This window comes from Burkholderia sp. 22PA0099, from assembly GCF_047497165.1.
Classification (GTDB): Bacteria; Pseudomonadota; Gammaproteobacteria; order Burkholderiales; family Burkholderiaceae; genus Burkholderia.
Map to the genome: position 1 here is coordinate 2297926 of NZ_CP163164.1, position 23688 is coordinate 2321613.

Consider the following 23688-nt stretch of genomic DNA (forward strand, 5'->3'; position numbering starts at 1 on the left):
TTGCGTGTAGACACACTGGCTAAAATCGCAAATTTTTCGATGTCGCGGTATCGGTCGAATGTCCGATGCGGCTTGGAGCTCGATGTTCCCCTGAAAAACCGTAGCAGCAAAAGCGGGAGATTTCCGGCACGTCCTGTTGAGACGTCAAGGATCGCTAATCAATCACAAGAAAATCGAAGGATGGGCTGCCTCCTTTATTCGGCTTGCCGTACGGCATGAAGGACAACATCGACGTGGCGGGCATTCCGACCACCGCCGGCTGCCGGCCTTCGCCTACACACCGGCGGAAAGTGCCGCGCTCGTCGCGCGGCTCGACCCCGCGGGCGCGATCTTCATCGGCAAGCAGAACCTCGATCAGTTCGCCACCGGTCTGGTCGGCACGCGTAGCGTGGGGGCCATTGCCGCAACGCATTCAATGCGGCGCACGTACCGGGCGGGTCGAGTTCCGGCTCGGCCGTGGCGGTTGCCAAAGGGCAGGTGGCTTTCTCGATCGGCAGTGACACCGGCGGGTCGGGGCGCGTGCCCGCGGCGTGCAACAACATCGTCGGCCTGAAGCCGACGCCTGGGCGCATCGATACGACGGGGTTCGTCTACTGCAACCGCAGTTTCGATGCTGCACCGGTGTTTGCGCTGACCGTGGCAAAGCGGTGTGGCCGAGCATCTCGGCGTGGCGATCGGTTCGCCGCTTCTGGTCGTGCGGCGCACGACGCGGCTGGATGATGGTCGGGTGTGCGAGGCCACCGTGTTTCACATCCGGCCGGAGCGCTATGAATTTGTCGTGACGAGCGGCGTCGAGGGCAAGCTGGTGGGGTGACGTGCCAGTGTCCGGCGGCGTCGGCCGCCGCGACAATCAGGCCGCTACCTGCTCGTGCAAGTACGCCACCCGCGTTTTCCGCATCGGGTTGAAGCTGCCGTAGCGGACCACCTTCGATTCAAAATCGGCCGGCAAACCGAGGCGCTCGCGCCATTCCCGCCAGTCGATCTCGGGGCTGTTCTGGCGGATGCCTCCTCCGAAACCGCTTATCGAATCGCAGGCCTATGCTCCCGGAACGCCGCGGCGATCACGCGTAGCGCCTCGCGCGATTTCGGGTCGGACAGGCTCGAGTGCAATACGATTTCCGACGCGGGCAGTGCCGGCAACCCGAGCGCTGCCCCGACTTCGACAATAGCCGGCGGCGCGACCCGATGCGCGAACGCGCCCACCGCGAGGCCGGCCGACACGGCCGCCGTGACGGCCGCCGTTCCTCCACCGATGAATACCTCCGTCCACGCAATGCCGTTTGCGTCCAGCTTGCGCGTTGCCATGCCGCGTATGCCGCACGACGCCGAAAGCGATGCGAGCCTCAAGGGCGCGCCTTCACGATGCACGAAGCCCGGCGATGCAAACCAGCCCAGCGGTTCCAGCGCGAGCACTTCTCCGGTTCTTCGATCGTCCTCGCGACGCAGGATCGCGGCGTCGAGCTTGCCGCGTTCGAACCCGTCGAGCAGCTCGCGCGACGAGCCGATCTGAACCTCGATCACCAGCGCGGGATCGTAAGCATTCAATCGCGCGAGCATCGTCGGCAGGTCGGGCCCCGCAACATGGTCGCTCAAGCCCAGCGCGAAGCGCCGCGTGGCGCCCGATAGCCCCGCCAGCGCACGTTCGTGCGCGGCGACAAACTCGCGCGCCACGTCCAGAAACGCGGCGCCGCGCGCGGAAAGCCGAACCAGGCGCGGCGTGCGTTCGATGAGCTTGTCGCCCAGCCGCGCCTCCAGCCGCTTCAGCTTCATGCTGATCGCCGCCTGCGTCGTGTCCATCGCCTCGGCGGCGCGCGTGAAGCTCTGAAGATCCGCGACGAGCGTAAAGGCACGCACCGCGTCGACATCGAGTGTTGGCATATCAATCATCCTAATCTGTTATCACTGATACGTTCATGCATGACATTGAGTTATGAGAGAGGGTAACGCATAGTCGCCATCACCGACCACCGGTTCGGACGGGCCTTCCGGCTTCCGAACGCATTCGACGAATGGCCATTTCATGAACACACTCGACAAGGCGCACCCGCTTGCTTCGCCCGACACGGACACAGCCGACCCGCGGCGCTGGTTGGCGCTCCTCGTGCTCCTGACGGGGGCCTTCCTGCCGATCCTCGACTTCAACGTGGTCAACCTGGCGCTCCCTGCCATCCGCCTCGACCTCGGCGCCACCTCGGGCGAGATCGAATTCATCATTTCGGCCTATGCCGCCACCTATGCCGTGTTCCTCATCACCGGCGGACGGCTTGGCGACCTGTTCGGGCGCAAGCGCATGTTCGTGACCGGCGTTGCCGGCTTCACGCTGGCCTCGGCGATGTGCGGGCTCGCGCCATCCGCCTCCGCACTCATCGCGGCGCGCGTGCTGCAAGGTCTCACCGCCACCGTCATGGCACCGCAGGTGCTGGCGTGCATCCGCGTCCTGTTTGGTCCGAAAGAGCAGGGCCGCGCGCTCGCCCTTTATGGCGCGACCTTTGGCCTCGCGAACATCTGCGGCCAGATCCTCGGCGGCGTGCTGATGTCGTTCCACCCATTGGGATTCGGCTGGCAGGCCATCTTCCTGATCAACGTGCCGATCGGTCTGGTTGCCTTCGTCGGGGGCGGGATGTTTTTGCGCGACTCGCGGGCCGATCACGCGCAACGTCTCGATTTCGGCGGTGTCGTGCTGCTTTGCGCTGCGCTGGGCTTGCTCGTTTATCCGCTGGTGGAAGGGCGGGAAACCGGTTGGCCGAGGTGGATCGTTGCGATGCTGATTGCCGCGCCGTTTGCCTTCGCGCTGTTCGTGCGTTTCGAGCAGCGCCTGGCCAGGAGAGGCGGTGCTCCGCTTGTCGACTTCGAGCTCTTCAAGGCGCCGGGCTTGTCCGTTGGCGTGGCGATGGCCTTCGCGTTGTACATGCTCTCGTCGTTCTATCTGACCTTCTCCGTGTACCTGCAAGCGGGGCTGCATCTCTCGCCGTTGCAGGCCGGGTTGGCGACGTTGCCCTACGCGATCGCCTATTTCGTGGCGTCGCTTGCCTCGGTTCATGTCATGGGGAAGCTCGGCAAGTTCGCGCTGACGATCGGGTTCGCCCTGCAGGTCGTCGGCTTCGGTATCACGCTCGTCGCCGTGGCGAACGCGCTGCCGGACGGACGCGATATCGGCCTGGCAATCGCGGGGCTGGGATTCGGCACGGTCATGCCTTCCGTCATCAAGGCGATCATTGGCGGAGTCGCGCCCAAGCATGCGGGCCTGGCGTCCGGGGTCGTCATGTCGACGTTCCAGATCGCCTCGGCGCTGGGTGTCGCGGTCATCGGTGGCGTGTTCTATGCCGCGCTCGGCGCCGGAGACGGAACGGCGGCGTACGACCATGCATTTGCCATTGCGCTCGGCTGCAATGTGGGGTTGCTGGCCGTCGGTGGCGTGCTTTCACTGTTTCTGCCGGATCAGCGGCGAGCGCGCTGAGGCAGGCCGCAACCGGACGGCGATGCGCTCAGGGAACGTCGCTCCCGTGCTTCGCGGCCATGTCGCGCGCCGTCGCCTGGCGTTGCATGGTCGGATCGGAATCGGCCACGCGCGCCGAGGCGCGTTCGACAAAAACGGCCGGAATGCTCAGGTGCCGGGCCTTGATGGTCGGGCGCTCGAGTCGGGACGACAGCAGTCGAAGCGCCTCGTTCGCGCAGGAAATGACGCCGTCGAGCCGCAGCGGATTCGCGCGCGGATGCCCATTGCCGTGACGGGCAATGCCGTCGTCGAGGCGGCGAGGCAGCCAAGAGGCCAGCCCGACATCGCCATGCTCCAGGGCGCGTCGGCGCATCACGTGCGCGCCCGGTCGAGCGCATCGAGGATCGCGGCGGTACTCAGCAACTCGGGAAGGGCCCGCCCGTTCGGCGCGCCTGGCCCGTACACCACGTCGAGCGGAATGCCGGCGCGACCGAAGCTTTCCACGTAGCGCGCGATGCCGGGATCGGCGTGACTCCAGTCGGCGCGCATGCGCACGAGGTTCGGCGCCGCAAGCGCGCGCTGCACTTCGGGGCGGCGCAGGACGGTCAGCTCGTTGACCTTGCAGGTCAGGCACCAGGTGGCGTCGACGTCGACGAACACCGTCTTGCCGTTCGCCACCAGCGTTGCGATGCGGGCCGGATCGAATGCTTGCCAGCCGTCGCCGGCAGGGGGAGCGGCATCGCGGCTCGCAGCCGCCGCAGCCGCCGCGTCCGGTGCCGCGTCGTTCCCCGGCAGCGCCGCGACGACGATCGCGCCGATCGCGAGCCCGCCAAGCAGCGGGGTCGTCCAGCGCGATGCCGGTGCCGTGCCGGCCCGGGACAGCAGCGCGCGCATGCCGAGCAGCGCGGCAATCACCAGCGCGACCGCGAGCGCGATGCGCACGCCGGTGGCGCTCGCCAGCAACACCAGCAGCCATCCGGTCGTCGCCAGCAGCAAGAGCCCGAGCAGGGTTCGTACACGGTTCATCCACGGGCCCGGACGCGGCAGCCAGGCGACCAGCGATGGGGCGATCGCGATCGCTAGAAATGGCGATGCCATGCCCAGCCCCATCGCGAGCAGCACGGCGAAGATCTCGACGGGGCCGCGCCCGAGCGCAAAGCCGATCGCCGTGCCGACCAGCGGCGCGGAACAGGGCGTGGCCAGCAAGGTCGAGAACGCGCCCGAGAGAAACGCCTCGGCAAGCGGGCCACGTGGGGTGGAGGCGCCCGCCAGATCGGCGAGCGCCCGTGGCAGGCCGATCGCCAGCCAGTCGAACAGGCTCGCCGCGAAGAGCGCGGTCACCACGGCCATGCTCGCGAGAAACCACGGTTGCTGGAACTGGATGCCCCAGCCGATCGCGATGCCGCCGAGCTTCAGCGCGCTCAACGCCAGGGCCAGCAAGGCGAACGCGGCAAGGGTGCCGAGCACGGACGCGGCGGCAAGCCGGGCCGTGGACCGGCGCGAGGTGCCGGCAGTTTTCAGCAGGGCGAACGCCTTCAGCGACAGGACCGGCAGCACGCACGGCATCAGGTTGAGGATCAGGCCGCCCGCGAACGCGGTGAGCAGGATCGACAGCAGCGACAGGATCGGCCGGGAAGACGACGAGCGGCTGTTCGCGCTCACCGGGCCGATTTCGACGGCGCGGGCGCCATCGACGAGCGTCAGGGCCGGTGATTGTGCGTTGCCGGCCGAGTCGGGCAGCGTAACGTCCAGTTGTGCGTCGTGCCGATCGTTCGATAGCCGGACCACCGGCGCCGCAGGCAGCCCGCTACCCGCGCCTTCGACGAACAGGTCGGGAGCCGTGAACGGCTGCGTGCTGCTGCGTAGATGGATGTCGAGGTTGCGGACGCCTGCGCGCATCGAAATTTCGCCAGAGACCACGGAGATACCGGCCTGCGCGGCTGGAGCCGGCACAGCGCGTCGTGCCGCGTCGAGTTCGGCGGCTTCTGCCGAGGCCGGCGGCGGCACCGTGGCGGCCGGCAGCGTGAGCGCCAAATCCGCATGCTCGGGAACACAGACATTCGAGCAGGTCGCGTAGTCGAGCGTCAGGTTCAGATGCGCCGGCGCACCGGCCTTGCGAAGCTCGATCGTCAGGGGCAACACGACGTTGTCGCGGTACACCGCGTTTTGCAGTCCGTCGATCACGAGCCGCGTCGGCGCCGGCCACTGCAGCGTGGCCGATGCCACGTCCGGCGCGTGCGACCAGTCCGGATGCGGGGCGACGCCGGCATCGCCGGGGGTGCGCCAGTAGCCATGCCAGCCGCGCGGGAAATGAAATTCGATGCCGGCCTGCAGCGACGCGCCGGCCACCGCGTCGACGGCGGTGACCAGGCGCACCTGCGCACGCGCGTCGCCGACCCATTCGGATGCGGCGGCGTGGGCCGCGCTCGCCTGACCGAGCGCCGCCGCGCACAGTGCCGCCGTGAGTATTCCGCCCAGCCGCTTGCCCAGTTTTCGCATTGCCGTCTCCCGGTGTGCAGGCCGCTCAGAGCGGGCTCGCGCCGGCGTCCGCGACGCGCGCGGCCCCGACGATCCTGCCGTCCGGCGCTTCCAGCAGCACCGCCAGCCGTTCGCCCGCCACGGGAGCCGTCTTGAGCGCCAGCGCGGTGCCCGACCATTCGCCGATCGGCATGAAGCCGCGCACGATGTTCGATTCGGTCAGTGTGCGGCCGGAGTTTTCGCCGCGTCCGATCGACGTGGCATGGCGCGTGTCATAACCGACCAGCAGCACACGCGCCCGCCCGGCGCCTGCGCCCACCGATACCGTGACCGTGCCGCCGTTGCGGCTCGCGTCGACGGAGGCGGCAGTCACGCTCGATGTCCTTGCTTTCGCGATGGCGGCATTGGCTGCGTCGCGATCGGAGCCGACCACGCCGGCCGCGCCGTCGATCACCATCTCGGGCGTGTACGAGCCGTCGCCGAAGCGCTGGGCGTAGCGCGCCTGTCGGTCCGTGGCGACGTCGAGCGAATAGGGGTCCTTCCAGCCGAGCTGGTTCCAGTAGGTCACGTGAAACGCGAGCGGCAGCACGTCGGCGCGCGTATCGGCAAGCTCGGAGAGGAAGCGATCGGCCGGCGGGCACGACGAGCAACCTTGCGAGGTATACAGTTCGACGACCACGGGGCGGGGCGCCGCGGCGAACGCGTGGGAACTGGCGAGCACGGCGGAACCGGCGCACAGGGCGAGAAGGAAACGGGGCAGCATGTCGGACTCCAGTGACGAACGTGATGGGTAGTTCGTCGTCGGGTGCCGGCCGGTTACACCCGCTTCGTCGCAGCGGGCTTGAAAATATTGGGTGGTGCGAAGAGATCGTGACCTGCGGCGGAATCCGGCCATGCTCGGGCGTGTGATACATGACTAAAAAAACTAGAATGGCCCGACCAGAGATTAACAGGCACTCACGAGCTGTCTGGCGCGTAGCGGCGCTCCAACTCGACAGGTGACACGTTTCTGGTGAAACCGTATCGACGAATCGATTTGTAGAAAATCTCAAAGTAATCGAGCCCATCCGTAACGGCCGAGGCCGGATTCGGATAACGTGAACCTGCGACGGGGGAAATCAAAATGAGTTACGGCTGTCAGATCGGTGTTGTCAATCTGGGGACGCAATCGGTGAAAGTCGAAGTGTCGCTGGAAAACAAGAATGATTGGGAATTGGATAACCAGGGCAACCCGGTGGCGGCGCCCACGCAATTGAACGGATTGGCGCTCGCGGGGAACGGGCGGCATGAAGTCCATGCCGAAATCGCGAACGGCCAGAGCAGTGCGAAATTTCTGGTCACGTTTCGCTTCGATAACGGCGAGGCGGTGGAAGCCTGGGTCGACGCCCGACAGGTGGTGGACGGCGGCAAGCGGCAGGGCTGCCTGGCTGCGTACGGGCAGGCAGCCGGCCGGTGCTGGATGATCGAAGCCCAATACGACAAACAGCCTTGGGACACTTATTCCTGGAATTGGCGACACCTGACGGTGGTCGTCATGCCGAAAGCCGATACGAGAAGCTGGATATCGCGGCTTCCCGATAGCGTCCGGCTCCACGAACTGACGCTGCCGGGGTCGCACGATACCGGGACGGCGGCCATTACTTCCCGGGAAGACGACGCCGTCGCGCGATCGAGAATCTGCCAGGGCCTGAGCATTTCGCAGCAGCTTGCCGCGGGCATTCGTTTTCTCGACATCCGGATCAATAAAAGCCTCCGGTTCGAAATCATGCACGAATCCACGCCAACGGCCCTGTGGTTCTGGAACGATTGCGTGCGCCCCGTGGTGGAATTTCTTCAGGCCAATTCGCACGAAGTGGTCGTGATGTGCGTGAAGGACGAGCACGGCTCCACCGACGGATTCCACGACGCCATCCTGGATTTTTTCGCCAAGGCACCTTATCAGGATGTGGTGTCGCACGTCTCCACCAGTCAGGTTCCTCCCACGCTGGGCGATTTGAGAGGCAAACTCGTGCTGCTGCGCCGCTACTGGATCGACCCGGCGACCAATCACAACAAGGTCGGCGATCCGAATTCCGGCGTCGGGCTGACGGAATTCAAGGATGCAAATGGCAACATCCATCCCTGGCCGAAGAATTCGGACACGTTCGACCAGTTCGGTGACGGCAACGTCGTCCATCAGCAACCGGGCAATCTGCCTTTTGCCATTCAGGATTGGTACGACCTTCAAACCCGGATGATGGCCAGCAAGGTCGAACTGATCGTGAAGTATCTGGATTACGCCAGGAACAAGCTGCCGGACGCATGGTTCGTCAATTTCACGAGTTGCACGGCGTCGGGGCATGGGTGGGACGATCCCCGGGCCTTTGCGGTGGGAGAGGACGGCATCAATGCCGCGCTCGTCACCTATCTGATCACCCACGGCAAGGGCCGATACGGCACCATTCCCATGGATTACGTCGGCAACCCGCCCGAGGAGATCTTGATCGACCTGATGATCAACAGTAACTTCTGACGAGCGGGCGGCGCTCGATTTGCCTGTCGGCCATTCGACGCGGCCTGATTCGTGCGAGTGCCCAGTGGGAAGTCGGTAATGAATCGGCGGTGCCGTGCAGAGCAGAGCGGATTGTCGCTCGACCCTGACGCGGCACTGCCGGCACCCAGGAAAACGCCGGCTCACCCGGCATCGAGGAAGATCATGCGACCCACTGAAAAAACTGAAGGCCACGCTTCGAATGTTGTCGAGAGGCTGTTTGAACACGGCCTGTTTGCGAGTCGTTGGGTGCTGGCTCCCATCTACGCTGGCCTGGCGCTCGGCATGGTCATGCTGCTGGTCAAGTTCTGCCAGGAATTCTGGCATCTCGCCATGACCTTGCTCGATAGCGAGGTGGAAGACGTCATCCTGGGCGTGCTGTCGCTGGTTGATCTATCCCTGATGGCCAACCTGTTGCTCATGATTATCTTCGGTGGCTATCAGAGTTTCGTGTCGAGACTGAAGCTGGGTGGCCATGAAGATACGCCGGAATGGATAGGGCACGTAGGGTTCACCGACATCAAATTGAAGTTGATGGCGTCGATCGTGGCGATATCGGCCATCGAGGTACTGCGAGGGTTTTTGTCGATCGATCGGGTTGGCCTTCAAACGATCGTATGGGGGATCGCCGTGCATATGACGTTTGTCGTGTCCGCGGTCTTGCTCGCGGGGATGGACTGGATCACGGCGAAAACTCGGATACTCAAGTGAGGCGCGGGTTTGATTTCGGGTGCCTTGGCTCTTGCGGGCATCGCCATGGTTGGTGCGGACAGCCGACCGCGTGTTGCGGTCAGGTCCGGCATGACATATACCGTCGTTCATCGTGTCTCTCCAGTCATGTACTGACCCGGGAACGGTTTCGCCGCGCGCGGGGGCGGGGTATTGATCAATTCCTGCGACGACACATCTTCAATACTCCGAAATAAATCCGTGCCGCCGTCGCAAAGTGCACTTACCAACCAGCCACCCCCGATTTCCCCCAGCCCGATATCAACTCGAAATAGATCTCGGTGCATTCAAGAATGCGCTGCACGCTGCACCATTCGTCGGTTTGATGCGCCTGGGAGGGCTCGCCCGGCCCGAGGATCACGGTCGGGACTTCGCCGAGCCACGCTCTCAATACCGGGCCGTCACTGAAGTAGGCCACCGTCGTGTGCCCCGTCCGGACACCGGTCACGGCCTGGGTCGTTTCAATCGCGTAGCCGAGCCACGGGTTCTCCAGTTGGTTGGTCAGCGCGGGCACGTCGACCGAAGCGGATAACCGTACCTTCTGCCCGAGATAGTTGCCGAGGCGATCGACCAGCGCATCGTGCGGCGTGCGGCCTACCGTGCGAATGTCGATCGAGAACGTCGCGGCATCGGGCACCGAATTGATATTCACGCCACCCGAGACCGTTCCGACATTCAGCGATGGATGGCCGAGCAACGGATCATCGGGCGCCTCGAAGTCGAAGATCCGCAACTGCCGGATCGCATCGACCGCGTGATAGATCGCGTTGTCGCCGAGTTCGGGCATCGCGCCGTGAGCCGAGCGGCCGGACGTATGCGCATGCAGCCAGAGCGCGCCCTTGTGGCCGACCGCGCATTGATTCGCGGTCGGCTCGCCGACGATCATCGCGCCCACGTTCAGCGGCGGCACGTCCAGTTCGCTCAGGCGTTTCGCGCCCTCGCAGCCGGTCTCCTCGCCCGCGGTCAGGACCACCAGGATGCACGGCAGCGTTTGATGCTGGTCCCGGTAACGCTTGAGCGCGGACACGAACGCCGCGATGCCGCTTTTCATGTCGGATGCGCCGCGCCCATAAAGCCGGTCGCCGTCGATATGGCCGCTCAACGGCGCAGCGCGCCAACTGGCCACGCCGAACGGAACGGTATCGAGATGCCCGGTAAAGCACAGGCGCGGGCCGCCCGTGCCGGTGTTCCATGCAATCAGGTTCGCGCGGCCGGGCGCCACGTCCTGAACCACGGTATGAAGTCCTAATTGCTCCAGCAAGCCTTTCAGGTCGGTGGCGAGAGCCAGCTCATCGCCGGGCGGGTTGACCGTCCGGGTTTGCACCATATGCTGGGTCAGAAGGATCGGGTCGAAAAGGGTTTCGTTCATGACGGCGTTGTCGGATCGTGGATGGTTACGTGTGGGTCGGAAGCCGGAGTCTGTCCGGGGAAAAAACACCTCATGGCGGCCGTGCCGACACGAATCGGCAAGCGGCGCGGCGGAGATATTCAAGTTGTCCCATTGTCGGATAAACTATGTCTTAATAAGCACAGGGGATCTCATGGAAACGCTCGTCATCGATCTGGACAACATCAGCCCGTCCGAAGGCAAGGCCGACGCGATCAGGCACGCGATCGAGCGGGCGATACTCGAAGATCGCCTGAAGCCCGGCGATACGCTGCCGACGGTGCGCGCGCTGGCGGACAGCCTCGGCATCAACAAGAACACGGTGGCGGTTGCCTACCGGCAGCTTCGGGACGGCGGCCTGATTTCCGGGGAGGGCCGCAAGGGGTCGACGGTCAACCGTCACGCTTCGGCAACGGGCGCACGCGACGCGGCGGGCCGCCCCGTGCAGACCCACTTCGTGAGGGACGGCAATCCCGATATGGCCTTGCTTCCGGACGAGGCCGAGCTTCGCGATGCGATGGCGCGCATGAGCGTCGAACCGCGGCTCTATGGCGAGCACCGGAACGACGATGCTTTTGCCGAATGGGCTCGCACGCAGTTCGTCGAGGATCGCATTGAGGTGGCGGGCGGGATCTTCGTGTCGGCCGGCGCGCTCGATCTGATCGAACGGGCGCTCACGGTCGCGGGCATCCGGGCAGGGGACAAGATTGCGATCGAGGATCCGGGTTATATCAGCGTGCATGCCCTCGTGCGCGCGATGGGCCTCGATGCGGTACCGCTCACGATCGACCCGGCGGGCATTACGCCGGCAAGCCTGCGCAAGGCGCTCAGGAGCGGCGTAAAGGCGGTCATCACGACGACGCGCGCCCATAATCCCACCGGTATCGTGACCTCGCGCGCACGCGCGGCCGAGCTGAAAAAGCTCGTCGCCGGCAATGAGAACGTGCTGTTCATCGACGACGACCACACGAACATGCTGCGCATTGCGCCTTACCATGCGTGGCATACCGGCGCGCAGCGCTGGCTGACGGTCCGATCGCTGTCGAAGGCGCTCGGGCCGGACTATCGCATTGCGTTCTCCACTGGCGACGAACAGACCATTCGGCATCTGGAACAGCGTCAAAGCGTGGGGATGGGGTGGGTCAGCACGCTGGTGCAGCGCCTCGTGTTCGGGCTCGTGACGACGGCCTCGGTGCAGAAAAAGATCGTGGCGGCAGGCGCCGCGTACCGCGAGCGCCATCAGTTGCTGACGGCCGCGTTGAGCAAGCGCGGCTTCGACGTGCTGCCCGGCGCCGGCCTGAACGTCTGGGTGCCGATTCCGGACGAACAGGAGATCGCGCAGCGGCTTTTCGCGGCCGGCTGGCTCGTGCGGTCGGGCGGCGAGTTCACCCTGGGCGGGCAGCACGGCATTCGTGTGACGGTGACACGGATGATGCCGGCCCAGACGCTCGACTTCGTCGATACACTGGTGAGGGTACGCAGCACCGCGTCGTCCACCCTGGCCGCCTGAGCCGGCGCGGCAGGGCATCGAACGACGTGGCGGCCGTGCGTCAATGATCGATCGCATGGGCGACATCGGTTCCGCTGTCCCGTCGGAACACCAGCGATCTCCATCCGGCGTCGGACCCGCGCCGGCGTCCGAGCAACGAACCGATCACCACGAATAGAAAGCCGAGCGGCACCGACACGATCCCCGGGTTGCGCAGCGATACGAGCGGTTCCCGCAAACCGACCAGGCTGGTGGTGCGCGAGCCGATCGTATCGAGCGTGGCTTGCGCCGCGTCGCGGCTCGCGCGCGCGGCATCGCGTGCCGCATTGAATTCCCCCATGCCGCGGTAGCGGGCCGCGCCTTCGGCTTCGAGGGCCGCGAGCTTCGCGCTGGAGGCGGCGAGTGCGCGGCTCGCCTCGGTGCGAACGGCGAGCGGATATTGCATGTTGGGCGACACCAGCACGAGCGAGATCGTGACGATCGCGCCGCCGACCACGCTGGCGACCACGCCGGTGGTATTGCAGCGCTTCCAGTAGAGCGTGGCGAGCAGCGCCGGCAGGTTGGCGGACGCCGCCACGGCAAAGGCGAGCCCGACGAGATGCGCGACGTTCTGGCCTTTGGCGAACAAACCCGCGCCCGTGGCGATGAACGCCACCAGCACCGACGCCACCTTGCCGGCCATCACCTGTTCGCGGTCCGAGGCATGGCCGCCCTTCAGCGCGCCGACATACACGTCGTGCGCCAGCGACGAGGCCGCCGCCAGCGTCAGCCCGGCCACCACCGCGACGATGGTCACGAACGCGATCGCGGCCATGACGCCGAGCAACAGGTTCCCGCCGGCCGTCGAGGCGCCGCCGCCGAGGTGTTGAGCGAGCAACAACGCGGCGAGGTTGCCGCCCTTGTCGGCCGCGGAGATGTTGGCCGCGCCGACGTAATAGGCCGCTGCAAATCCGATCACGATGATCAGCATATGGCAGCCGCCGATCCACAACATCGCCCAGAGCACCGATTTGCGGGCGGTTTGCGCGTTCTTCACCGAGAACATGCGCATCAGGATGTGCGGCATGGCGGCCGTGCCGAGCGTCAGCGCGAGGCCCAGCGACAGCAGCTCGACGGGGTCCTTGAGGTAAAGACCGGGTTCGAAAAACGTGCGGGCAAGCAGCGTGCCGTCGCCGGCCGTCATGCGGTGCGACGCGAGCAGCCAGTCGTGCAAGGCGGCCTGATGCGACAGGCCGTCGAGCAGCGCCGATACGTTGAAGCCGAACGGCGCGATGGCCAGCATCGCCAGCAGGCCGCACATCCCGAGCAGCAGCCCCGCCTTGATGATCTGCACCCAGGTCGTGGCGCGCATGCCGCCCACCGTCACATACAGCAGCATCAGGCCGCCGACGGCCAGCACGGAGACTTCGTACGGCACGCCGAGCAAGGCGTAGAGCAGCACGGCGCCGCCGACGATCTGCGGAATCATGTAGAAGATCGCGACGATGACGCTGGAGAACGCGGCCAGCACCTTGGACGTCCTGAAGCTGTGGCGGTAGGCCAGGATGTCGCCGAACGTGTAGCGCCCGAGGTTGCGGCACGGCTCCGCGACCAGCAGCAGCACCGGAATCAGCGCGGCGAAGAAGCCGACCAGATAGAGCATGCCATCGTACCCGTACAGCGCGATCAGGCCGGACACGCCGAGAAACGCGGCGGCGGACAGATAGTCGCCGGCGATCGCCAGGCCGTTCTTCAAGCCCGAGATGCCGCCGCCGGCGGTGTAGAACTCGGTGGCGCTCTTGCGCCGTCTCGCGCTGAACCCGGTGATGATCAGCGTGAGCGCGATGACGGCGGCGAAAATGGCAAAGGCGTGTGGCCGGTAGGTGCGCGGCACCACGTCGGCCGCATGTGCGAGGGCGGGGAACAGCAGGGCAGCGGTGCACGTGGCCATCCACGGCAACAGGTTCGAGCGTGCATGGCGTTTCATCGTTGTGCTCCGTGCGCGTCGGCTGCCGCTGCCGCCATCGCTGCGAATTGCATGTCGATGGTGCGCATGCGACGGGCGTAGACGATGGCGAGGCCCGCGCCGAAAAGGTACTGCGACAACGTAAACAGCATGCCGACGTTCAGCGTGCCGGCGATGCGGATGGCGAACAGCGAGCGAAACCAGCCGTCACCGATCAGCAATGCGAAGTACCAGGCAAAAAAAGCGGCGGTAAGGCAGACCAGCAAGCGGTGCTTCGACGCGACACAAGCGTCGAACGTACCGGGCAGGCGCTTCGACGGCGACGTCGGGGCGATGGGGTTTGAAAATTTCATGCGCGCAGCCATTCATTTCTCCAGATCGACAGGGATCGAATGCAATTTGTACTGGTACGTAAAAATATATGTCCTAGTCAATGTAAGCATGTCGAAACGATCGGTCAATCGGAAAAAAATTGGGGTAAACCTGCGTGGAGAACGGCGCTTCCAAAGGGGGGGCGATATCGCTGAATCGGATATCGGCCTTCGAGGCGGGGGGCGGTGCGAGCGCAGGGCGCGCTCGCACGCGAGGAGATCAGGCGCCTACGCCCGCATGGGCTGCCTGGTAGGCCAGGCCGGTCGCCAGGCGCTTTTCGGTAATGGCCCGGGCGCGTTCGGTCACCGTGGCGAGCACGGAGGCGGGCGCCGTGGCGGGCGATCCTGCCTGAAACGGCGGCTTCGGATCGTAGGCCATGTACAACTGCAGTTCCTGGGCGACCGTTTCCCCGCGCAGCAGCGACGCCACGATCAGCGAGCCGTCGATGCCGGACGTGACGCCGCCGGCGCTGATGAACTTGCCGTCGATGACGACGCGCTCGTCGCTGGGCGTCGCGCCGAACAGCGGCAGCACGTCCATCGCGGTCCAGTGGGTGGTGGCGCGGCGTCCTTGCAGCAGGCCGGCCGCGCCGCAAAGCAGCGCGCCGGTGCACACCGAGTAGACGTAGCGGGCGCCTTCGGCCTGCTTGCGGATGAAGCCGAGCAGGGTCTCGTCGTTCATCAGCGCTTCCTGGCCGTATCCGCCGGGCACCAGCAGCACGTCGAGCTGGGGCGCCTCGTCGAACGTGGTGTCCGCCAGGAGCCGCATGCCGGCGAGGTCGCGTACCGGGTTCTTGTCCTTCCAGAGGGTGAAGAAGCTGGAATTGGGTACGCGGGCGAGCGCCTCGAACGGGCCGGTGAAATCGCATTGGTCCATGTCGGGAAAGATGATGCCGCCGATCTTGAGGTGAATATCCGATGGGATCGTCATATGTTTGTCCTTTGTATTGGTACAAAAATTGTAATACGAAGGTACAAATATAGCTGAACTTGCGGGGGTGTCAAGACGTGGCGGGTTCGAATCGAGGTGCGGGCGCCCGCTCGGATGGGTCGTAAGCGTCGTGCTGAACGGAAGGTCCGGTAGCCGGTGTCATGAAACGGGCTGCGCCGATCCGGGCCACCCCCTTCGCGGCAGGTCGGGATCAACGGTTTTTTATCTTGATCGGCATGGAATAAGACGTTGAGGTCAGCCGTTTTCGGTGGGAGAGTGCACGCGTCGCTCTCGTTACCCCACACTACGGAGTCAACAATGTCACAAACCACACTGTCCCGCCGCCAACTGCTCGCCACGGGTTCGATCGGTGCCGCGGGCTTCTTCGTGTCCCGTCTCGGTGTCGCGGCAACCGCACCACGCGCGAGCGCGACCAAACTGGACGATGCCTCGATCCTCGCCTATCTCGGCGCATCGCCGCTGGCCTTGCCCGAGCTGCCGTTCGCCCAGAACGCGCTCGAACCGGTGATCTCGGCGAAGACCCTGAGCATTCACTACGGCAAGCATCATCGCGCCTACTACGAGAACCTGCACAAGCTCGTCGACGGCACGCCGCTGGCCAGCCTGTCGCTCGAGCAGATCGTGCTCGAATCGCACGGCCGCAGCGATCTCGAAGACGTATTCAACAACGCCGCGCAGGCGTGGAATCACAACTTCTACTGGAAATCGCTGAGCCCCACGAAAACCGAGCCGGACGACAAGCTCAAGGCTGCGATCGTCAGCAAGTTCGGCTCGGTGGAGGCGATGTCGAAGCAATTGATGACGGTGGCGGCATCGCAGTTCGGCAGTGGCTGGGGGTGGCTCGTGGCGGATCGTGGCGAGCTGGAAATCGTCAAGACCAGCAACGGCGAAACGCCGTACACCCGTGGCGGTCAACTGCCGCTGCTCACCATCGACGTGTGGGAGCACGCCTACTACCTCGACTACCAGAATCGTCGCCCCGACTATCTCGCGGCAACGATCGGGCAGCATCTGAACTGGAATTTCGCGTCGGCGAACTATGCGCGGATCTGAGGAAGGGCGGTAACCGCGGCGGGGTTTCGAGACCCGTTGCAGGTTCGCGAGCTTCGCTTCGACGAGCACGGCGGCGCGATCGTCGTCGGCATGCCGTTGCCGATCGTGCAGGCGGCCCGCAGGCCGCCGCCAAGCTCACCGGCGTATGCCGGCGCACCCGGCGTCCCGCGTCATCGTCACGCGCCGAGCAGCACCCCGGTTCGGATCGGGCGGGTGCCCGTCACGCGGCCGAGCGGCGCGCCGGCCGTGACGAAACGGATCGCGCGGCGCATGTAGAAAACGCCTTCGGTGCCGCTGTGCACGGTGTGCGTTGCGTCGTTCAGCGGATCGACGATGTCGAACAGCGGATCGCCCACCCGAATCCGGTCGCCGGTGGCCGCGCGATGCACCAGGATGCCGCTGACCGGTGCGTAGAACTGCTCGCTGCCGGCCAGCGGCGTCGGCGCCTGCACGAGCGGCGGCAGCGGCTTCGCCTCGCCGCGCAGCGCGCCGCGCGCACGCAGGAAATCGATGATGGCTTCGGCGTCGGCCGCGGCCGTCTCGTAGCTCACGTCGCGCTGGCCGCGACATTCGATGGTGGTGGCGACGGTGCCGGGCGGCAGCGGCGTGGCGCTGCCGAGTTCCTGACGCAGCGTCCACCACGGCAGGCTGTGCGCCTCGTCGAAGGCCTGGCCGCCCGAATCCGTCGCGATCAGCGAGGCCTGCGCGCCGAGGTAGCGGGCCAGCGGCTCGAACTGCGGCCACGCCTCGTCGCTCGTATAGAGATGCAGGGTGGCTTCGAGTGAACAATGAAGATCGATCACCACGTCGGCGTCGAGCGACAGTTCGAGCAACGCATGCTGAAGCGATTCGAACTCGGTACGCGGCGTCTGCCGCGCCAGCGTCTCGCGCATCAGTTTCCGCACGGCGGCGATATTGGCCTGCGCATCGGGCCCGAGCTTGCCGTCGAGCGACGAGGCGTCGTCGACCAGCGCCGGGAAGCTGCGATTGAAGTTGCGCCCGCTGGCCAGATCGAAACGGCCGATGAACTGGCCGAGCACGTGCTGGGCCAGGCCGACCGGGTTGGCCACCGGCACCAGCACGATCTGCGCCGCGATTTCGCCGGCGGCATCCAGTTCCATCAGGCGGCGCCGGAGCATCACGGCCACCAGCATCGCCGGTGTTTCGTCGGCGTGCAGCGCGGCCTGGATATAGATCTTCTGCCCGGCGTCGGCGGCTTCGAGCGGGCCGAAATGCAGGCTCTCGAGTTCGCGGCGCGTGCCGATCGCGGGCGAGATCAACGGGGTCGATTGCGTGTACATGGCGTGAGGAATGCGAAATAAGCGAATGGGATGGCGATGGCGTGACGTGACGTGATGCAGCGTGCTCAGTCGCCGCGCGGATCGAACGAGAAATAGCGATGGGCGATGCGCGCGTAGGTGCCGTCGGCCAGCATCGACGCGATGGCGGCATCGATCGACGCCTTGAGCGGCGCATCGTCCTTGCGCAGGCCGATGCCCACGCCGTGGTCGCCCATCGACAGCGGCTGGCCGACCAGCTGGAAGCCCTTGCCTTGCGGCGTGCGCAGGAAGCCCTGATCGGCCTCGACCATGCCCAGCAGTGCGCCGTCGATCCGTCCGGCCACGAGATCCGCGAACACGTCGTCCTGGCTCTTGTATTGCACGACGTTCACGCCATGCGGCGCCCAGTTGGCCAGCGCATAGCTTTCGAACTGCGTGCCCGACTGCACGCCGATCCGCTTGCCGGCCAGCGAGGCCGTATCGGTGCCGAGCGCCGAGCCGCTGCGCGCCACGAGGCGTGACTTGAACTGATAGAGCTTCGACGAAAACGCGATTTGCCGGGCGCGCTTGTCGGTGATCGCCATCGCAGACAGGATCGCGTCGATCTTGCGCGCGGCCAGCGCGGGGATCATCCCCGAGAATTCCAGCTCCACCCACTTGCAGCGCGCATTCAGGCGCCGGCAGATTTCGTTGCCGAGATCCACGTCGAAGCCCTGCACGCTGCCGTCCGGCGCCTTCGAATCCATCGGCGGATAGGTCGGATCGATGCCGAAGCGCAGCACGCCCGGGTCGGCCGCCTGCGCCACGCCCGCCGCGCCGAGCAGGCTGATTGCGAACAGGCCGCCCAGGGCGGCGCGAAGAAACGGGTTCATGGTGGGGCTCTCCTTGGAACAGGCCCCGATCCTATGGCGTGCAAAATGCCGGGAAAAGTGCGGATGTCGCTATCATGATCGTTTTTTCCGATCACTGAACCATGCCCATGACGCTCGCGCAATTGCGCATCTTCTCGGCGGTGGCCGAGCAGGGCAGCCTGCGCGGCGCGGCGCGCGCGCTGCATCTGGCCCAGAGCAGCATTACCCAGCAATTGCAGAATCTGGAGCTCGAGCTCGGCGCGCCGCTGCTGACGCGCACCAACCGCGGCATCGGCCTGACCGTATTCGGCGAGCGCCTGCTCGCGCGGGCCGGCGCGATCCTCGGCGAATGCGAGCGCACCGAGGACGAGATGCGGCAATTGCGGGGCGAATTCACCGGCAGCGTGACGTTCGGCATGACCACCGAGCCGATGATCCAGACCCTCGCGCCGGTGCTCACGCAATACTGCGAGCGCTTTCCGCGCGTGTCGATTCATCTGGTCAATGGCACCTCGCGCAAGATGATCTCGTGGTTGCGCGACGGCACGCTCGATTTCGCGGTGGCGCTGGTCGGCGCCAGGACGGACGCGTCGGACCTGGCGGTCACCGCGCTGTTTCCGGCCGACCCGGTGGTGGTGTGCCGGCGCGAGCATCCGCTCCGGCATGCCCGCACGCTCGCCGAGCTGGCGCGGTGCGACTGGATCGCGACGCGTCAGCCAGGGGCGACCACGGCGCCGCCCGTCAATCGGCTGACCGACATGTTCGCCGCGCAGGGTTTGGCGCCGCCGCGCATCGTGGCCACCACCGAGGCGCTGTTCGACACGCTGCATCTGATCGTCGAAACCGACTGGCTGTCGCTGGAGCCGTCGATCGTCACGCGGCATCGGCTGTTCGGCGGTGAGCTTGCGTCGATCGATATTGCCGAGCGGGCCGCCGCATCGACCGTCAGCCTGCTGCAGCGGGCCAGTGTTCCGCTGACCCCCGCCGCGCAGGAGCTGGCGACGATGATCGCGTCCTATGCGCGGATGACGCGGGCCTGAAGCGCGCCTGAAGCGGGCCGCCATTTCACGGAAGCCGGACGCGTCGATTCGACGATCGGGCGACACGTCCTCCCGGTCCGGCGAATCGTCGAGATGCGCGTCAGGACCGCCGCACGGCGCGATCCATCGTTGCCCGTCGGGCAACGAAAACGCGTGGCGAGTCATATTGTTTCCGCCGATCCCTCCCTGCACAATGACTCGATCGTCTGGCCGCGTTTCGTTGGAAAACGCGCCGCCGCCATCGTGTTCGAAAACAATCATCGAGACTCAGGGAGAGCGCCATGAAATCGCCTCGCGTCGCACTCGGCGACACCGTGTTCGCCGAGCCCGGCTCCACGCTCGACGCACTATACCGGCGCGTGAACTGGAGGCTCCTGCCATTTCTGCTGCTGTGCTACGTAATGGCCTCCCTCGACCGTATCAACATCAGCTTCGCGAAGCTGCAGATGCAGCCGGCGCTGGGCATGAGCGACGCCGTCTACGGGCTTGGCGCGGGGGTGTTCTTTCTCGGCTACATGTTGTTCGAAGTGCCAAGCAATCTGATGCTGGGCAGGGTCGGCGCACGCAAGACGATCAGCCGGATCATGATCCTGTGGGGCATTACCTCGTCGTGCATGTTGTTCGTGCACGATGCGAGGAGCTTCTATTTCCTGCGTTTTCTGCTCGGCGTATTCGAAGCCGGGTTCGCACCCGGCATGATCCTGTACCTGACGTTCTGGTATTCGGACGCCCGCCGCGCGCGGGTCATGGCGATCGTGCTGATGGGCGGCCCCTTGGCCGGCCTGATCGGCGGCCCGCTGGCCTCGATGGTGATGAATACGTTCAACGGTGCGCACGGGCTGGCCGGCTGGCAGTGGCTGTTCCTCTGCGAAGGCGTGCCCAGCGTGCTGCTCGGCGTGTTGACGCTGGCCTATCTCGACGACACCCCGAAACACGCCAACTGGCTCACCGATGGCGACCGGGCCGTGCTTGCCGAGCATATTCGCGCGACCGAAACGGGCACACGCCATCACGCTTTCAGTGCGGCGCTGAAAGATCCGCGCGCCTACGCCATGGCATTCAGCTATTTTTGCCTGATCTGCGGCATCTACACCGTCAGTTTCTGGTTGCCGACCATGCTGAAGGCGGCCGGCGTGAGCAATACGGTGCTCGGTTGGTATGCCGCCGTGCCCTATCTCGCGGTGCTGCTGCTGGTGCCGTGGCTTGCGCGCCACTCGGATCGTACGCGAGAGCGTCGTCTGCATAGTGCGTTGCCGGTATTGGCGGGTGCGGCCCTGGTGCTGCTCGCGCCGCTTGTCGAGCACAGCGTGGCGGGCACGCTGGCCGTGATGAGTGCGGCAGCCGTCTGTATCTATCTCGGCTACGCGGTATTCTGGTCGATTCCCACCGGCTATCTGAAGGGCACCGCGGCGGCGGGCGGGATCGCGTTGATCAACAGCATCGGCTTGCTCGGGGGCTTTCTCAGCCCCTCGCTGATCGGCTGGCTCAAGAGCACCACCGGCTCGATGCAAAGCGGCCTGTTCGTGATGGCCGCGATCCTGCTCGCGGGTGGCGTATCGATCCTGCTCAATCGGTTGCCGGTTGGGCAACGTGTGGAGGCTTTGAATGATGTCTGATGCTGTCGTATCCCGGCCGGTGAGCGCCGAACCCACGCCGCCTCAAGCGCTGCGGGCGCAACTCGCCGCCGCCGGCTTGATCGCCGCGCCGTCCGTATGGGATGGCCTGAGCGCCCGCTTGAGTGTCGAGGCGGGCTTCCACACGCTGTTCCTCTCCGGCCTGTGCCTGGCCGCCGCGCGGCTCGGCGGTCCCGATCTCGACCTGCTGACGTTCTCCGAGATGATCGACGCGTTGCGCATGGTGCGCGACGCCGTGCCGACAGCCCTGGTGATTGCCGACGGTGATCATGGCTTCGGCAATGCCATGAACGTCGAGCGCACGGTGCAGGCCTATGGCCGCGCCGGAGCCGCGGCCGTGATGATCGAGGACAAGCTCTCGCCACGCCCGCTGCTCGCGCAAGGCAAGCCCTGTGTGACGCGCGACGAGGCCCGCATCCGCGTCCGCGCGGCGGTCGGTGCGGCGCGCGAATCCGGCATGCTGGTGCTGGCGCGCACCGATACCCGGCCCTCGCTGGGCATCGACGAGGCGCTCGCGCGGATCGCCCTGTTCGTCGAGGAAGGAGCGGACATCCTGATGCTCGATTCGCCAGCCGACGACGCGCAAGTGCGGCTTGCGGTCGAAGCCGCGCAGGGCCGGCCGCTGTTCTGCGCGATGACGGGCGAGAACGCGCGCGCGCCGGTTTCGTTGCAGCGGGCGCGGGAACTGGGGGTGAAGCTCGCCACGTTTCCGTTCGCGACCCTCACGCCGGTGATCGAAGGCATGCGCCAGGCATTGCAGGCGCTGGCCGCGGGCCGGATCGACGGGCCGGTGCCGTTTGCGCGTGCCGAGCTGTTCGAGACGCTCGGCTACGGACGCTATGAAGCGCGCGCCCGCGCCATGGCGCAGCGGCAGTGTCCTTCGGATCGGACATAGGCAATCCGCACGGCCTCGCCGGCCGAGGCACGACTCTGGGAGACCTTCGCTTGAAACGCATTCTGATTGCTGGTTTCCAGCACGAAACCAATACCTTCGCGTCCACCCGGGCCACTTATCAAAACTTCGTCGACGGCGAAAGCTTTCCGGCGATGCGGCGTGGCGAGGCGCTGTTCGAGCTGCGCGACGTCAATTTGCCGATCGGTGGCTTTCTTCAGGGGATCGAAGCATTCGCGTATCGACTGCAGCCCGTGATCTGGGCCGGCGCGTGCCCGTCGGCACACGTGACCGACGATGCGTTCGAGCGCATCGCGGGCGAGATGGTCGAGGGGGCGCGTGAACTGAAGCCCGACGGCATCTATCTCGATCTGCACGGCGCGGCGGTGTGCGAATCGATCGACGATGCCGAGGGCGAACTGCTGCGCCGTCTGCGCGAGGTGGTCGGCCCGGGCGTGCCCATCGTCGCGTCGCTCGACCTGCATGCGAACGTCACCCGGGCCATGCTCGATCATGCCGACGGCCTGATCGCCTACCGTACTTATCCGCACGTCGACATGGCCGCGACCGGTACGCGCGCGGCGCATCTGCTGCACCGTCTTCTGTCTGGGCACGCGGCGCCGCTGCAACGTTACTCGCGTCGCATCCCGTTCCTGATTCCAATCAACGCGATGGTCACGCAGCATGAGCCGGCGCGGAGCACATACGCACTGCTCGATCGGCAGGAGGCGGGCGGCCTGGCGAGCCTGTCGTTTGCGCCAGGGTTCCCGGCGGCGGATTTTCCGGAGTGTGGCGGGGTGGTGTGGGGATACGGCGAGGATGCCGCCAGCCTCGCTGGCGCGGTGGACGCGTTGTATGACCAGGTGGTCGGCAACGAGCCCGCCTGGGCGGTGAGCTTGTCGAGCGCCGACGAGGCCGTCGCCGAGGCATTGCGTCTGGCGCATGACGCGACGCGGCCGGTCGTGATCTCCGATACCCAGGACAATTCCGGCGCCGGCGCCGACTCGAACACCATGGGCATGGTGCGGGCGCTGCTCGCAGCCGGTGCGCGCGACGCGGCCGTCGGCCTGATCTGGGACCCGGAGGCCGCGCGCCGCGCGCATCAGGCCGGGGTCGGTGCATCCATCACGCTTGCGCTCGGGGGCCGCTCGGGCATCCCGGGCGACGCGCCGCTCGAGGCGACGTTCAAGGTCACGCATCTTTCCGACGGCCGACTGCGTTACGGCGGCCCCATGAAGCACGGCCTGTGGACCCGCATCGGGCCGGCCGTGGGGCTGGAGATCGACGGCGTGCGGATCGGCGTGTCATCGCTGAAAGCGCAGATGATCGACCGGAATCTGTTTCGCGCGGTGGGTATCGAGCCGGAGCGCATGCGCATCGTCGTGGTGAAAAGCTCGGTGCATTTTCGGGCCGATTTCGAACCGATCGCGCAGGCGGTGCTGGTGGCCAAGGCGCCCGGTCCGATGGCGGCTGACCCCACGGATCTACCCTGGCAACGGCTCGCGCCGTCGATGCGCACCGGTCCGAACGGGCCGGCGTTTTCAACGCGTTGACGCACTGCCGAACGGCGGCGGCACGTCGTCGTCGGCACCCATTTCATCTTTTTTGTTCAAAGAGGTGC

Annotated in this window: 20 protein-coding genes and 1 pseudogene; 11 read left to right on the forward strand and 10 right to left on the reverse strand. The window is 65.8% G+C overall.

Annotation, left to right across the window (positions count from 1 at the left end; translation table 11 throughout):
• Positions 1-191: 191 nt before the first annotated feature.
• Together AB4851_RS10295 and AB4851_RS10300 are read left to right on the forward strand one after the other, a co-directional pair.
• Positions 192-639, forward strand: a pseudogene (locus AB4851_RS10295) (amidase family protein); the annotation flags it as partial.
• Positions 640-649: 10 nt separating this feature from the next.
• Positions 650-814 carry a UTRA domain-containing protein gene (locus AB4851_RS10300; RefSeq protein WP_414447098.1) on the forward strand — a complete coding sequence of 55 codons (165 nt, stop codon included), beginning with the start codon at positions 650-652 and terminating at the stop codon, positions 812-814.
• 206 nt (positions 815-1020) lie between these two features.
• Here AB4851_RS10300 and AB4851_RS10305 read toward each other — a convergent pair whose 3' ends face one another.
• On the reverse strand, positions 1021-1878 hold the full coding sequence (locus tag AB4851_RS10305; RefSeq protein ID WP_414439775.1) for a LysR family transcriptional regulator: 858 nt from the start codon (positions 1876-1878) through the stop codon (positions 1021-1023).
• A 142-nt stretch (positions 1879-2020) separates the two neighbouring features.
• Here AB4851_RS10305 and AB4851_RS10310 point away from each other — a divergent pair, with 142 nt between their 5' ends.
• The gene (locus AB4851_RS10310; RefSeq protein WP_414447099.1) at positions 2021-3457 is read left to right on the forward strand and encodes an MFS transporter; all 1437 of its coding nucleotides are present in this window, start codon (positions 2021-2023) and stop codon (positions 3455-3457) included.
• 28 nt (positions 3458-3485) lie between these two features.
• Here the strand turns inward: AB4851_RS10310 and AB4851_RS10315 are convergent, their stop codons facing one another.
• From AB4851_RS10315 to AB4851_RS10325, 3 genes are read right to left on the reverse strand one after another with little or no spacing between them, the layout of a single operon-like run.
• A complete protein-coding gene (locus tag AB4851_RS10315) occupies positions 3486-3812 on the reverse strand; it encodes a hypothetical protein (RefSeq protein ID WP_414447100.1) in 327 nt (108 codons plus the stop codon).
• Complete coding sequence (locus tag AB4851_RS10320) at positions 3809-5935, reverse strand: protein-disulfide reductase DsbD family protein (RefSeq protein ID WP_414447101.1); 2127 nt, start codon at positions 5933-5935, stop codon at positions 3809-3811. Before AB4851_RS10320 ends, AB4851_RS10315 begins: the two co-directional genes overlap by 4 nt.
• 25 nt (positions 5936-5960) lie before the next feature.
• Entirely contained in the window at positions 5961-6809 is an 849-nt protein-coding gene (locus tag AB4851_RS10325; RefSeq protein ID WP_414447102.1) for a DUF1223 domain-containing protein, read from the reverse strand.
• Between the two features lie 228 nt (positions 6810-7037).
• Between AB4851_RS10325 and AB4851_RS10330 the strand changes: the two genes are divergently transcribed.
• Both AB4851_RS10330 and AB4851_RS10335 read left to right on the forward strand, forming a co-directional pair.
• Positions 7038-8426, forward strand: a complete 1389-nt coding sequence (locus tag AB4851_RS10330; RefSeq protein WP_414447103.1) for a phosphatidylinositol-specific phospholipase C domain-containing protein — start codon at positions 7038-7040, stop codon at positions 8424-8426.
• A gap of 183 nt (positions 8427-8609) precedes the next feature.
• Complete coding sequence (locus AB4851_RS10335; protein ID WP_414447104.1) at positions 8610-9155, forward strand: TIGR00645 family protein; 546 nt, start codon at positions 8610-8612, stop codon at positions 9153-9155.
• 241 nt (positions 9156-9396) lie between these two features.
• On the opposite strand, the gene AB4851_RS10340 is transcribed toward AB4851_RS10335, so the two are convergent.
• Positions 9397-10665 carry a M20 family metallopeptidase gene (locus tag AB4851_RS10340; RefSeq protein WP_414447105.1) on the reverse strand — a complete coding sequence of 423 codons (1269 nt, stop codon included), beginning with the start codon at positions 10663-10665 and terminating at the stop codon, positions 9397-9399.
• Positions 10666-10714: 49 nt separating this feature from the next.
• On the opposite strand from AB4851_RS10340, the gene AB4851_RS10345 reads away from it, so the two are divergent.
• On the forward strand, positions 10715-12070 hold the full coding sequence (locus AB4851_RS10345) for an aminotransferase class I/II-fold pyridoxal phosphate-dependent enzyme (protein ID WP_414447106.1): 1356 nt from the start codon (positions 10715-10717) through the stop codon (positions 12068-12070).
• A gap of 40 nt (positions 12071-12110) precedes the next feature.
• Here AB4851_RS10345 and AB4851_RS10350 read toward each other — a convergent pair whose 3' ends face one another.
• The 3 genes from AB4851_RS10350 to AB4851_RS10360 all read right to left on the reverse strand — a co-directional run bounded on the left by AB4851_RS10350 (position 12111) and on the right by AB4851_RS10360 (position 15296).
• Positions 12111-14015 (reverse strand): cation acetate symporter, encoded by a 1905-nt coding sequence (locus AB4851_RS10350; protein ID WP_414447107.1) that lies wholly within the window; start codon positions 14013-14015, stop codon positions 12111-12113.
• Positions 14012-14359, reverse strand: coding sequence for a DUF485 domain-containing protein (locus AB4851_RS10355; RefSeq protein WP_414447108.1), 348 nt, complete (start codon positions 14357-14359; stop codon positions 14012-14014). Before AB4851_RS10355 ends, AB4851_RS10350 begins: the two co-directional genes overlap by 4 nt.
• A gap of 226 nt (positions 14360-14585) precedes the next feature.
• Positions 14586-15296 (reverse strand): DJ-1/PfpI family protein, encoded by a 711-nt coding sequence (locus AB4851_RS10360; protein ID WP_414447109.1) that lies wholly within the window; start codon positions 15294-15296, stop codon positions 14586-14588.
• Between the two features lie 318 nt (positions 15297-15614).
• Between AB4851_RS10360 and AB4851_RS10365 the strand changes: the two genes are divergently transcribed.
• Positions 15615-16370 carry a superoxide dismutase gene (locus AB4851_RS10365; protein ID WP_414447110.1) on the forward strand — a complete coding sequence of 252 codons (756 nt, stop codon included), beginning with the start codon at positions 15615-15617 and terminating at the stop codon, positions 16368-16370.
• A 176-nt stretch (positions 16371-16546) separates the two neighbouring features.
• On the opposite strand, the gene AB4851_RS10370 is transcribed toward AB4851_RS10365, so the two are convergent.
• Together AB4851_RS10370 and AB4851_RS10375 are read right to left on the reverse strand one after the other, a co-directional pair.
• A complete protein-coding gene (locus tag AB4851_RS10370) occupies positions 16547-17671 on the reverse strand; it encodes a succinylglutamate desuccinylase/aspartoacylase family protein (RefSeq protein ID WP_414447111.1) in 1125 nt (374 codons plus the stop codon).
• Between the two features lie 65 nt (positions 17672-17736).
• Positions 17737-18522 carry a transporter substrate-binding domain-containing protein gene (locus tag AB4851_RS10375; RefSeq protein WP_414447112.1) on the reverse strand — a complete coding sequence of 262 codons (786 nt, stop codon included), beginning with the start codon at positions 18520-18522 and terminating at the stop codon, positions 17737-17739.
• Between the two features lie 101 nt (positions 18523-18623).
• Here AB4851_RS10375 and AB4851_RS10380 point away from each other — a divergent pair, with 101 nt between their 5' ends.
• From AB4851_RS10380 to AB4851_RS10395, 4 genes are all read left to right on the forward strand, one after another.
• Positions 18624-19541 (forward strand): LysR substrate-binding domain-containing protein, encoded by a 918-nt coding sequence (locus AB4851_RS10380; RefSeq protein WP_414439719.1) that lies wholly within the window; start codon positions 18624-18626, stop codon positions 19539-19541.
• 281 nt (positions 19542-19822) lie between these two features.
• Positions 19823-21157 carry an MFS transporter gene (locus AB4851_RS10385; RefSeq protein ID WP_414447113.1) on the forward strand — a complete coding sequence of 445 codons (1335 nt, stop codon included), beginning with the start codon at positions 19823-19825 and terminating at the stop codon, positions 21155-21157.
• Between the two features lie 76 nt (positions 21158-21233).
• Positions 21234-22070 (forward strand): isocitrate lyase/PEP mutase family protein, encoded by an 837-nt coding sequence (locus AB4851_RS10390; protein ID WP_414447114.1) that lies wholly within the window; start codon positions 21234-21236, stop codon positions 22068-22070.
• A 50-nt stretch (positions 22071-22120) separates the two neighbouring features.
• Positions 22121-23620, forward strand: a complete 1500-nt coding sequence (locus tag AB4851_RS10395) for a M81 family metallopeptidase (RefSeq protein ID WP_414447115.1) — start codon at positions 22121-22123, stop codon at positions 23618-23620.
• Positions 23621-23688 lie beyond the last annotated feature (68 nt).